We start from the raw sequence: 12,443 nt of genomic DNA, 5'->3' as shown, positions 1-12,443 counted from the left end.
TGCCATCGCTGCCGGAAGACGCAGAAATCCGCGCGGAAGATTCGAAAGTGGACCAGCATCTGTAAAGGATGCTAATCACTATGCCGTTGGTGGTAGCAGGAAGGACCACGTACCCTGATTGTTTGGGATTCGTCGGAATGAGGTAAATGCCGCCGCCGTTGCCCTCCACGTACGGCGGGATTGGCGGGCTTTACACAGAGGGCAGGTCGAGGACCGCTCATGCGTCGTACCCGGTTGGTGATCGCAGACCGACACCCGATCGTTCTGCAGGGCTTGACGTCAGTATTCGCGGCTCATCGTGACATCGAGATTATTGCGTCCTGTCGCGATGGCGCGAGCTGTGTTGAAGCGATTCGGAGTTTGGCACCCGATGTCGCGCTTCTCGAGGACTCATTGCCTGACCTGACGGCATCTGAAATTCTCGCCATTGCCAACGCCGAGAATCTTTCCACCCGGCTGGTTTTCTTCACCGCATCAGTCGAACAAGATCTCGCCGCAGCAATCGCTGCTGGTGCTTGCAGTGCGATTTCGAAGCACGCGAGCCCCGAAACTTTGCTGCATTCCCTGAGATTAGTGGTGGAGGGCATCAGTTTTCTGCCAGAACCGTCCCCAGACTTGGCGCCAAGCGGCAAGGAAGTAAACGACGCCAATGTCGAAGATGTGCTGGCCGTGCTGACGGACCGCGAGCGCGAAATCATGCGTCTGGTGTCCGAAGGCTTGTCGAACAAAGCGATTGCGCGCCGGCTGAATATTTCCCAAGGCACCATCAAGGTGCACCTCCACCACATATATCAGAAGCTTGAGATCAACAATCGGACGGTACTCGCGGCGCTCGCCATATCACGACGATACGGCGGGTTCGGTGCGCTTGCGGCACTGACCTTCGCAACGATGGACGACGTCCAGGCCGCGGACGCGTCGAACGGAACCCTCGTTGCCAGCAGCACCCGCGAGGAGGCCTACGGCATCAGCGGGAGCACCACCGGTGAAACGGTGTTGAACGGCGTAGCGTACGATGTGTCGAGGACCGGTTTCTATGGTACGCTCTACCTCAACGGCGCGACCGGCGTTTACACCTACGTTCCCAGCAATGACGCAGTCAATGCGTTGGCAGCGCCCACAATCGAAACCTCTACAATCACGGTTTCGGACGGCACGCTCTCGGGCAGCCAAACCCATAAGGTCACTATCGGCGTTCCCAATGCCACACCGGGCACGCCGACCGCGACCGGCAAACTCATCGATTCCGACGTCAACAACCCCGCCAATACGTTCACGGCAGTCAGCTCGCCGAGGCTGAGCACTGGCAGCTACGGCACCTTCATGATGACGGTGGCCGGAGTGTGGACCTACACGCTCGACAACGCCAACAGCGCCGTGCAGGCGCTCGATGTCGGCGATACCCTGACCGATACCTTCACGGTGACTACCGCAGGCGGCAGCAAGCAAGCGGTGACGGTTACCATCCGTGGCAGCACCGATGCGGGCCCCAACGATTTCGACAACCTCGCCTTGGGGGACCGCGAAATATCCAATCCGCCAGTCTTCGGGACTCCCCGAGGCGACACCATCGCGGGAGGCGGCGATCAATTTCAAATCGTCTATGCGGGCGCCAGCGAGGATACGGTCAACGACACCGGCAATGATGACCCTCTGCATGCAAGATCCGGCAATGACACGACCTACGGAGGATCCGGAACCGTCAACGGCAACAACGGCGACGACAGCTTCGCCTATCTCGCCGTGGCGGATTCCAGCTCGGCCCAGTTCGATACCACTACCGATTTCAAATCCGGGTCGGACAGGATCAATCTGGCGGCCTTTGGCGCGCCGGCGTTCATGGCGCTCTCTCCGACAGCTAAGACGGTGCCGCCGCATACCATCGCGTGGATCTATGACAGCGCGAACAATCAAACCATCGTGTACGTGAATCAGACCGATCAGGCCCTCGATATAGGCGATGCGGCCCTGCTGGAAATCCGCCTTCAGGGCGCTGCGTTCGTTCAGGAGTCGGATTTCGTCCACGAGCCGGCAACAGCGACCGTCGCGGCCACCGGCGAGGCGATCGATCCGGCGCTGGCCGCGATGACGGCAGGAGACGTTCTGACGACGAGTGGCGCCGAGGCTTCCGTCGAAGCGACTGTCAGCGAGACTGCGCGCGTCACAGATAGCACCTGGACCACAGCCGACGAGAGTTTCAGCTTCCACTTCGCGCGGGAGCGGGTCGCTTCAACCAGTTCTGCCCGATTTGCGAGTCTCGGCCAAGCTCCGGGACATGCGACCGAAGACGGCGGGGATGACGCCGTCACCCTCGCCAGTGCGTCTTCGATCGAGCTTCCGCGCAGTTACACGACCGGGCCAGTGGAGGATCACTTCACGTTCGATCAGGGGCCGATCCACGCAAGCACCGTCGCAATGACGACCAACGATGCCGCCGCCACGCTCGCGGGGGGCACGATCGATCATAGCGGCTTTGCCGTGGCAACCGCATCCGCCGCGTCGCAGCACGCCGAGCATGGCGTAGCGCCGGGAAGCGCTGCCAATCCCGGCCAATCGCAGCGCGACTCGCATACCACTTCTGAAAACGGTCCCGCAGCCGCCGAGCAGCACGCCGCGCATGATGCAACGCCGGGAAGCGCTGCCAATCCCGGCCAATCGCAGCGCGACTCGCATACCACTTCTGAAAACGGTCCCGCAGTCGCCGAGCAGCACGCCGCGCATGATGCAACGCCGGGGCAATCGCAGCGTGATTTGCACGCCGCCTCTAAACACGCCTCCGCAGCCACTGAGCAGCACGCCGCGAATGATACAACACCGGGGAGTGGTGCAAGTCACGGCCAATCGCAGCGTGACTTGCATGCAGCGTCTGCAGACCCGTCCAACAACTCACATTCAGGATCGAACCCGAACGCTGCCAGCAAGGATCAACCTGCCCCCGCCGATGCCGGGCACGCAGAGATGACAGCCGCCCCGGTACTCGGAGATTCATTCCAGTTCAAGAGCGAGATAGCCGCCTCCAACCATGACACTGTGGCAGATGTGGGCAACGGTCAGGCTTCGACCGCGCATGGCCGGCACGTCGCCGGACATGATGAGCTGGCAGCGATCCAGGATGCAGAACCGGCAGGGCTTTCGCTCGCGGAGCAAAACGCCGACGATCACGCCAAGGTCGCGCAGCATCATGTGCCGCACGATCTGATCGTATGACAGTGCTGTTTCCCCAATGCAGCCGACCACCGATTGACCACCGAAACCTCGTGAACAAACGGCGACGAATGCCGTGACCCTTGTGATCGTCGAAGCGCCCAGCAATGTCGAATACATCGTTGGTAGCTACAACGTGGTGAAGACATCCGATCGGGCTACCGACCTGCGAGATAGGTCAATCGAGATACGGTTAGCATTCACGCCCCGCTATGCAGTTGTACTTCAAGGGCGGAAGGATGCCCTCCCACGCGTGCCGTTGACCAGATTCAGGCGATCAATAGCGCAGTTTCGGCAAAGAGTTCGATCATTGCGAGCAAGAACTTCAAGTTAATCGCGGAGCTGAGGCCGGGGAGTAAACTGCTGGCCGCCGAATCTCAGGACACCTCGGCTCGCTGACGGCGCTGGACTCGATGAGGTCGTGCACTCGGTCCGTATCTATCTGATGCGGAAAGCTCGCCGTTACCCGGCGACATGTTAGCGATGTGATTGAGCGACAGCATCGGGTCTGTGCTAACCACGGGGGGCGGATCGGCCCGTGGCTTCCGGTCGGCCGTGCTATGGTATCGTATGATCCAGTCTCCCTCCGAACAAGACCACAGACCGCAACCCGGTGTTCTCGCCGGAAACCTTGGCGAACCGGTCAAGCTATCGGGCTTGCAACTGCAGGGCGTCTCTGCGGAAGCGGCCCGCGGCGGTGAAACCTTCAAGGTCTCGGTCCGGGCCTTGGCAAGCGTGGAAGGAAGGGCATTTTCGAACGAATTGCAGGGTGCCGCGGGCGGCGCTTGCCACGGGCCGCGCGTTACCGCGGCGAACGACGAACCGGCTTTTTGCGCCCGCGCGGGCTGCGAGCAGTCGGCGCCGTCATCTCCGCCTGGAGCAACAGCAGCAGGCAACTGCCGAGCCGCTTCTCCATTTCCCGGTCGTGAATGGATAACGGGCCGGGATCGTTGAGGATGGCGTTGACCAGCGTTCCCAGCACGACCTGAAAGCCGAAGGCGATGGCGCGTGTCTTCGCCGCCTTGTTGCTCCGGCCCATGGCGCCAAGCAGGATTGGCGTGGCGTCCGCCACATTGGCACGCGCCAGTCCCTTGAAGGTCGACCACCGGTCCGGCCTTGTGTCGTCGTGCTGGAGTGCGGCCCGCAGCACGCCTTCGTGCTTGCGTATCCAGCCGATCGTTCCGCGGACCAGCAGGCGGCTGAGGTCGGCGAGATCGCCGGTGGCCAATCGCTGATCCTCCTTCATCCGCGACAGCCTGCTTTCCCCGTCGCGCGCGGCAAGAGCCATCAGCGCATTGAAATAGGCGTCCTTGCTTTCGAACCGGCTGTAGAACGCGCCGACGGTGGCGCCGACCTGCCGGCACAGTGCTTCGATCGACAATTCCGCGAGGCTGTGGGTGCGCAGCATCTCGGCACCGGCCTGGAGCAGCGCGGCCGTGGTCTCGCGGCTGCGCTTCTGCCGCGACGGAGTGACGCCGGGAAGGTCGAGTTCGGCCGATGGCTGCATTCGGAACTTGCGTCTCCACATGAATTAATCATAATCATAATTCGGATTATGATTTTTGGCAATGCGCCGGCTCGCGCGTTGCCGTGAGCCGGGCGAACGGCGGATCAACCGCGGTCGCGTCCAAAAGACGGGGGAGGAAGCATGGCGGCAGGTAACGCAAAACCGTTCGGCGGCACGATCGGCAAGACGGTAGCCGGCTCAAAACCCTGGTGGCCGCAAGCGGCCAAGCCGCCGCAAGGCGCGCCGAACATTCTGGTGGTGCTGTTCGACGACGTCGGCTTTTCCGATTTCGGCTGCTACGGCTCTGCGATCAGGACGCCGACCATCGACAAGCTTGCCGCCGAAGGCCTGCGCTATTCAGGCTTCCACACCACGGCGATGTGTTCGACGACGCGCGCGGCGCTACTGACCGGCCGCAACCATCATTCGGTCGGCGTCGGCTGTCTCGCCAATTTCGATAGCGGCTATCCCGGCTATCGCGGCAAGATCGCGCGCGAGGCGGGGACGCTGGCGGAAATGCTGCGGCCGCACGGCTATCGCAATTACATGGTCGGCAAATGGCACGTCACGCCTTTGACCGAAAGCGGCGCGACCGGGCCGTTCGACGGCTGGCCGTTGGGGCGCGGTTTCGATCGGTTCTACGGCTTCCTTGATGCCGAAACCGATCAGTTTGCGCCGGAGCTCGTATCCGACAATACACATATTGATCCGCCGGGGACATATGAGGACGGCTATCACCTGACGTCCGATCTGATCGACCAGTCGATCCGCTTCATCGCCGACCACACCGCCGACCGTCCGGATGTGCCGTGGCTGACCTGGGTGGCGCTTGGCGCCTGCCACGCGCCGCATCAGGCGCCCATCGATATCATCAAGAGCTACGACCCGATGTTCGCCCATGGCTGGGATGTCGAGCGCGAGCAGAGGATCGCGCGGCAGAAGGCGATGGGAATCGTGCCGCAGGAAACCCGATTGCCCGCGCGCAACGACGGCGTGAAGGCATGGGACGAGCATAGCGCGGACGAAAAGCGCGTGTTCACGCGCCTGCAGGCGGCCTTCGCCGGCATGCTCGATCACGCCGACCAGCATCTGACCCGGCTGATCGGCTTTCTCGATAAGGCCGGCATCCGCGACAACACGCTGATCCTGGTCTTGTCGGACAATGGCGCCAGCCAGGAGGGCGGGCCGTGGGGCTTTGTCAACGCAATGGGGCCGTACAATTTCCGCCCCGAGCCGATGGCGGAAAAACTGCGGCGGATCGACGATATCGGCGGGCCGCACTCGCACAGCAACTTTCCGCATGGCTGGGCGATGGCGTCGAACACGCCGCTGCGCCGCTACAAGCAGAACACCCATGGCGGTGGCATCCGCGATCCCTTTATCCTGACCTGGCCGAAGAAGATTGCAGCGCAAGGCGAGGTGCGCCATCAATTCGTGCACGCCTGCGACCTGACGCCGACCTTGCTCGACCTGATCGGCATCAAGGCGCCCTCGGAAATCGGCGGCGTTCCCCAGATGCCGCTCGAAGGCGAGAGTTTTGTACGCTCTATTGCCGATGCGTCGGCGCCGTCAAAATCATCGCCGCAATACTTTGAAATGTTCGGGCATCGCGGCCTCTGGCATGACGGCTGGAAGGCGGTCTCCTTCCATCCCTCGGGCACGCCGTTCGAGAACGACAAATGGGAGTTGTTCCACCTCGCGCAGGATTTTGCGGAAACGGACGATTTAGCAGCCGAGCATCCCGAGCGGCTTGAGGCGATGATCAAGCTGTGGTGGAACGAGGCCGAGAAGCACAACGTGCTGCCGCTCGACGACCGCTTCGGCCCGCGCTTTGCGGAGAACGCGGCACGTTTCCACGGCGCACGCAACAAGTTCACGTTTCACGCCGGCATGGGACACGTGCCGACCGACGTCGCGCCCGATGTCCGCAGCCGCAGCTACACCATCGAAGCGCACGTGGAAATCGGCGATGAAGGCGCCGAGGGCGTGCTGATCGCCCATGGCGATGCGACCTCGGGCTACAGCCTTTACATCAGGGACGGCCGGCTGGTGCACGATCTCAATATCGGCGGTGGCCATGAGATCGTGACTTCCGATCGCAAGGTGCCGTCAGGCGCGCACCGGCTCGGCTTGCATGTCGAGCGTCTGGTGCGCAAAGAGCCGCCGGCCAAGGGCTCCCGCACCGGCGTGACGGCCTATACGCTTCTGATCGACGGTGAAGCGGCAGGCTCGATCCAGACCCAGCTTGCCTTCAACAATTTCATCTCGTGGTCCGGCCTCGACATCGGCCGCGACCGCTCCAGCCCGGTCTCGCACTACGAGGCGCCGTTCGAATTCACCGGGCAGTTGCTGAAGGTGACGGTCGACATGCATGCCGACCAGAAGCTGGATGGCGACGGCGTAGCTGCGGCGGAGATGGCGCGGCAGTAGCTACCGTCAGTGCGAGGAGCGAAGCGACGAAGCAATCCATGCTTCGACGTGCGGCGCTATGGATTACTTCGCCTTGCTCGCAATGACGGGGTAGAACGAGGGGCCTTACTTAATCTTCTCATACGCCGCGGAGAAATCCGCCAGCGGCATCGGAATCGTAATCGTTTCCTTGGCCATATTCTGGAACGAGACCTTCAACTGTTTGCCGGATTTCAACGCGGCCAGCATGTCAGGCGAAATCTGGGCGTTGGCGTAGCAGCCGCGTGCCTCGCAGGTCTGAACCTGCAGGTCGGACGTCATGCCGTCGTCGACCTGTAGCTTGGCTCCGGCCGGCAGGTTGAGCCCGAGCGGCAATTGCACGATACCGACCGGTGTGCGGGTTTCGGCCGATACGCGGATATTGATCAGCACGATCAACTGACCGGTCTTGGTCAGAACGGCGCTTTGCTCGATCGCGCATTCGAGTGGCGCGCCGCGGCTGGCGCTGCTGCACCGTGCAACCCAGCCGGGAGGCGCGGACGTATTGGCGCCCTCGGCCGGGCCGGCGGTGGGAACTGGCGTTGGCTGCGCCGCGGGCGCAGCATTCTTGGTCTTGAGCGCCTGGGCTTGGCTGTACCCGCACATGCCGAATAGCGCTGCGGCCACAACCGCTAATTTGATTGAAATTTTCACTGAACCGGCTCCGAAGGAAACTACCTTCGGATGTGTCGGTTGCCGGGCAAAGTCAAGTCATTCGGCCGCTTGCTTGACCGAGCCGCGGGCGTCCGGATGCTCATCATGGTGCGAACCGGTCGAACGGCTCCAGCGAGCAAACGCGTTCGAAAGCCGGTCGAGATAGAGATAGACCACCGGCGTCGTGAACAGCGTCAGCGCCTGGCTGACGAGCAGGCCGCCGACCATGGCATAACCGAGCGGCTGGCGAATTTCCGATCCCGTGCCGGTACCGAGCATCAGCGGTACGCCGCCGAGCATCGCCGCCATCGTCGTCATCATAATGGGGCGGAATCGCAATAGCGCCGCCTTTCGGATCGCGGCTTCGGGCTCGAGCTGCTCGTCGCGTTCGGCCGTGATCGCGAAGTCGACCATCATGATGCCGTTCTTCTTCACGATGCCGATCAGAAGCACGATGCCGATCAGGGCGATCAGGCTGAAATCGAATCCGAACAGCATCAGGATGGCGAGCGCCCCGACGCCCGCGGACGGCAGCGTGGATAGAATCGTGAGCGGATGGATGTAGCTTTCGTAGAGAATGCCGAGGATCAGGTACACCACCACGAGCGCTGCGAGGATCAACAGCGGCACCGTGCCGAGCGATTGCTGGAATGCCTGCGCCGTGCCCTGGAAGCTCGAATTGAGCGTCGTCGGCGCGCCGAGTTCGACCATCGCTTGTTGAATCGCGTTGGTGGCCTGGCCCAGTGCCACGCCCTGCGCGAGATTGAAGCTGATCGTGGTTGCCGGGAATTGGCCCTGATGGCTGATCGACAGCGGCCGCACCGGCACGCTGGTCCAGGTGGCAAAGGTCGAAAGCGGCACCTGGTCGCCGGTGGTTGGCGATTTCAGGTAGATCTTGTTCAAGGTGTCGAGGCTGCCCTGCAATTCCGGCACCACTTCGAGCACCACCTTGTAGGTGTTGAGCTGCGTAAAGTACTGCGTCACCTGGCGCTGGCCGAATGCGTCATACAGCGTGTCGTCGATCAGTTGCGGCTGGATGCCGTAACGCGCGGCGGTGTCGCGGTTGATCTTCAGCTCGAGCGTGGTGCCGTTGGTCTGCTGGTCGGTCGCAACATCGCGAAGCTGCGGCAGCGTCTGCATCTTAGACAGGATTTTTGGCGCCCATTCGTTCAGCTCGGCCAGATTGGCGTCCTGCAGCGTGAATTCGAACTGGGTTCGCGTCGGCCGGCCACCGAGGCGAACATCCTGGGCCGCCTGCATGTAGAGACGGGCGCCATCGACCTTCTCGAGCTGCGGACGCAGACGCGCGATGATTTGCTGCGCGGATGCCTTGCGCTCGTCGCGCGGCTTCAGCGTGATGTAGAGATTGCCGTTATTGCCGGCGCGTCCGGAGCCACCGATCACCATTGCGATCGAGGCCACATCGGGGTCGGCCTGCACGATCTTTCCGAGTTCCTCCTGACGACGCTTCATGTCGGCGAATGAGATGTCCTGGCTGGCTTCCGAAGTGGCGGTGATCAGGCCATTGTCCTGCTGCGGGAAGAAGCCCTTCGGGATGATCACAAACAGATAGACCGACAGCCCGAGCGTGGCGAAGAAGATCATCAGGGTCGTCAACTTCCAGCGCAGCGCGAGATCGAGGCCGCGCTCGTAGAAGCGCAGCATCGCGTCGAAGCCGCGCTCGCTCCATTGATAGATCCGGCCGTGTCTGACCTCGCCATGCCCACGCAGGAAGCGCGAGGCCATCATCGGCGTCAGCGTCAGAGATACGACCATCGATACGAAAATGGTCATCGCGAGCACCACCGCGAATTCGCGGAACAGCCGGCCGATGATGCCGCCCATCAGCAATAGCGGAATCAGCACGGCGATCAGCGAGATGCTGATCGACACGATGGTGAAGCCGATTTCGCTGGCGCCCTTGAAGGCAGCAGCCAGCGGCCTTTCGCCTTTCTCGATGTAGCGCGTAATGTTTTCCAGCATCACGATGGCGTCGTCGACCACGAAGCCGACGGCAATCGTGAGCGCCATCAGCGAGAGATTGTCGAGCGAATAGCCGCACACCCACATCAGCGCGCAGGCGCCGAGCAGCGCCAACGGCACCGTCACCGCGGGGATTACCGTCGCCCAGAAATTGCGCAGGAAGATGAAGATCACCATCACGACCAGCGCGATCGTGAGGAGCATGGTGAATTGGACGTCCTCGACCGCGGCACGGATCGTCGTGGTGCGATCACTCATCACCTCGACCTTGATAGCCGGTGGGAGCGCAGCGAGCAGCCGGGGCAGCGTCCCCTTGATCTGGTCGACGGTCTCGATGACGTTGGCGCCGGGCTGCTTGAATATCACCAGGAATACGCCGCGCTTACCATTCGCCCAGGCCGCCTGCTTGGCGTCCTCCGGGCCGGTGACGGCCTGGCCGATATCGCGGATCCGCAACGGACCGCCATTGCGATAGGCGATAATGACGTCGTTCCAGTCCTTGGAATCCGTTAGCTGATCATTGGCGTAAATGGTGTAGGCACGCCGCTCGCCGTCGATATTGCCCTTGGGGCTGTCAACCGTCGTGATCGCGATCTGGCTGCGCACGTCCTCCAGTGACAGGCCCTTGGCGACGAGTTTCGCCGGGTCGATCTGAATGCGGATCGCCGGCTTCTGCTGGCCGCCGATGATGACCTGGGCGACGCCTGAGATCTGGCTGATCTGCTGCGCGAGCTGGGCGTCCACGGAGTCGCTGACGGTCGTGAGCGGCAGTGTGTCCGAAGTCGCCGCCATGATCAGGATCGGCGAATCCGCCGGGTTGACCTTGCGATAGACCGGGGGCGAGGGGAGGTTTTTCGGCAACTGGCCGCTGGCCGCATTGATCGCGGCCTGCACGTCGTTGGCGGCCGCGTCGATCGAGCGGTTGAGATCGAACTGGATATTGACTGCGGTCGTACCGAGATAGCTCGTAGACGTCATCTGCGCGACGCCCGGAATCTGCGCGAACTGACGCTCAAGCGGCTGCGCCACCGACGAGGCCATGGTTTCCGGGCTGCCGCCCGGCAGGTTGGCGGTGACCTGGATGGTCGGGAAGTCGACTTGCGGCAGGGGGGCGACGGGCAACAGCGGGTAGGCGACGAGGCCGATGAACATGATCCCCGCCATCATCAGCGAGGTGCCGATCGGGTAGCGAATGAAGGGCGCGGAGATTCCGCCGCTCATTCCTGGGCAACCTTGGCTTGGGCCGGATCGGAACTGGCGACCGCTGTGGTCACGAGCGATCCGGGCTGAACCTTGAATTGACCTGCCGTGATCACCTGCTCGCCGAGCGAAAGTCCCTCATCGACCACCGAGCGGCCGTCGATCGAGCGCGTCACCTTAATCTTGCGGAGCTCGGCCTTGTTGTCCTGGTTGACCGCGTAGGCGTAGAGACCATCGGCGCCATGTTGAACGGCGTCATCCGGAATCACGGTGGCGTCTTTCAGCGTCGCAACGAGCAGCCGCGTCGAAACCGACTGGCCGGGCCACAGCGCGTGATCCTTGTTGTCGAATACCGCCTTGAGCCTGATCGTCCCGCTCGACGTGTCGACCTGGTTGTTGATCAGCGAGAGCGTGCCGGTGGACAGCACCCGCTTGCCGTCGGTGGAGAGCGCGATGGTCCGGGGAGGAGCGGTGGCCAGCGCTGCCTTGATATCCGGCAGCTGGTCTTCCGGGGCGGTAAAGATCACCGCGATCGGCTCGATTTGGGCAATGGTGACGATGCCGGTCTGTGTTGCGGCGTTGACGATATTGCCGACATCGACCTGGCGCAGCCCGGCGATACCGGAAATCGGTGCCTTGACGGTGGCGTAATCAAGCTGGGTTTGGGCGTTGGAGATCGCTGCCGTGTCGGCCTCAACCTGCGCCGTCAGTTGCGCGACGGTCGAGCGCTGCGTATCGGTCTGTTGCCGGGTCGCGAATTCGCCGAGCCTGGTAGAGCGCTGCAGGTCGAGACTGGCATTGGCGAGATTGGCTGCGTCCTGCGCCTTCTTGGCCTTGGCCTGATCGAGCACGGCCTGGAACGGCCGCGGATCGATCTCGGCCAGGGTATCGCCCTCCTTGACGAGCTGGCCCTCCTGAAAGGCGATCCTGTTGATCTGGCCGTCGACACGGCTGCGCACTACGACGGTGTTGAAGCCTTGCACGGTGCCAAGCCCGGTCAGATAGACCGGAAAATCGGCCTTCTCGACCGGGGCAGTCTTGACGGGGACGGCGGTGCGGGCCGGCGCGCGCTTCCCGGCGTCAGCCTGCGCCAGGTGTTCCTCGCCATGGAATCGCTGCCAGCCCAAATAGCCCAGCCCGGCAATCGCTGCGACCAACAAGACCCAACGGATGGTGCGTGATCTCGACATGCCGACCTACTTGTTTCGGAGAACAGGCAATGGCACCCAGAACGGTTCCCGGCGGAGACAGATATTGTCCCGGCGCCCTCGGGGCGTACATGCACGAGCGCTTGAGAATCCTAAACAATTGGAAAAGGTTGCGGCAGCGCACGCGTGAGGATCGGCATGACGACCGCGTGGCTCGCAATCTCATTCATGGCCGTCGAACGAACCGCAAATTAGAATCGTTTTGATCTGGATGGATTCAAGCGTCGTCTCGCCCCAAC

6 protein-coding genes are annotated in these 12,443 nt (G+C 62.4%); 2 read left to right on the top strand and 4 right to left on the bottom strand.

Annotation, left to right across the window (positions count from 1 at the left end; all coding sequences use genetic code 11):
- Positions 1–219 precede the first annotated feature (219 nt).
- Entirely contained in the window at positions 220–3,207 is a 2,988-nt protein-coding gene (locus tag V1277_RS00475) for a VCBS domain-containing protein (protein ID WP_334414592.1), read from the top strand.
- Positions 3,208–4,006: 799 nt separating this feature from the next.
- Here the strand turns inward: V1277_RS00475 and V1277_RS00470 are convergent.
- Positions 4,007–4,732: a TetR/AcrR family transcriptional regulator gene (locus V1277_RS00470; RefSeq protein WP_334414591.1), complete on the bottom strand. Its 726-nt coding sequence runs from the start codon at positions 4,730–4,732 to the stop codon at positions 4,007–4,009.
- 120 nt (positions 4,733–4,852) lie between these two features.
- Between V1277_RS00470 and V1277_RS00465 the strand changes: the two genes are divergently transcribed.
- Positions 4,853–7,141 carry an arylsulfatase gene (locus V1277_RS00465; RefSeq protein WP_334414590.1) on the top strand — a complete coding sequence of 763 codons (2,289 nt, stop codon included), beginning with the start codon at positions 4,853–4,855 and terminating at the stop codon, positions 7,139–7,141.
- Positions 7,142–7,246: 105 nt separating this feature from the next.
- On the opposite strand, the gene V1277_RS00460 is transcribed toward V1277_RS00465, so the two are convergent.
- Genes V1277_RS00460 through V1277_RS00450 form a run of 3 tightly spaced genes read right to left on the bottom strand, consistent with a single transcriptional unit; the run spans position 7,247 to position 12,186 of the window.
- The gene (locus V1277_RS00460) at positions 7,247–7,813 is read right to left on the bottom strand and encodes an invasion associated locus B family protein (RefSeq protein WP_442894433.1); all 567 of its coding nucleotides are present in this window, start codon (positions 7,811–7,813) and stop codon (positions 7,247–7,249) included.
- A 57-nt stretch (positions 7,814–7,870) separates the two neighbouring features.
- The gene (locus V1277_RS00455; protein ID WP_334414589.1) at positions 7,871–11,017 is read right to left on the bottom strand and encodes a multidrug efflux RND transporter permease subunit; all 3,147 of its coding nucleotides are present in this window, start codon (positions 11,015–11,017) and stop codon (positions 7,871–7,873) included.
- Entirely contained in the window at positions 11,014–12,186 is a 1,173-nt protein-coding gene (locus V1277_RS00450) for an efflux RND transporter periplasmic adaptor subunit (RefSeq protein ID WP_334414588.1), read from the bottom strand. The genes V1277_RS00455 and V1277_RS00450 overlap by 4 nt, the downstream gene beginning before the upstream one ends.
- Between the last annotated feature and the right edge of the window lie 257 nt (positions 12,187–12,443).

The organism is Bradyrhizobium sp. AZCC 1588, assembly GCF_036924735.1.
GTDB lineage: Bacteria > Pseudomonadota > Alphaproteobacteria > Rhizobiales > Xanthobacteraceae > Bradyrhizobium.
The sequence above is the reverse complement of the archived record's forward strand: the minus strand, read 5'-3'. Positions and strand labels throughout refer to the sequence as shown.

Coding starts and splice junctions, on each gene's coding strand:
- V1277_RS00475 (WP_334414592.1), top strand. CDS start 220: ATGCGTCGTACCCGGTTGGTGATCGCAGACCGACACCCGATCGTTCTG.
- V1277_RS00470 (WP_334414591.1), bottom strand. CDS start 4,732: ATGTGGAGACGCAAGTTCCGAATGCAGCCATCGGCCGAACTCGACCTT.
- V1277_RS00465 (WP_334414590.1), top strand. CDS start 4,853: ATGGCGGCAGGTAACGCAAAACCGTTCGGCGGCACGATCGGCAAGACG.
- V1277_RS00455 (WP_334414589.1), bottom strand. CDS start 11,017: ATGAGCGGCGGAATCTCCGCGCCCTTCATTCGCTACCCGATCGGCACC.
- V1277_RS00450 (WP_334414588.1), bottom strand. CDS start 12,186: ATGTCGAGATCACGCACCATCCGTTGGGTCTTGTTGGTCGCAGCGATT.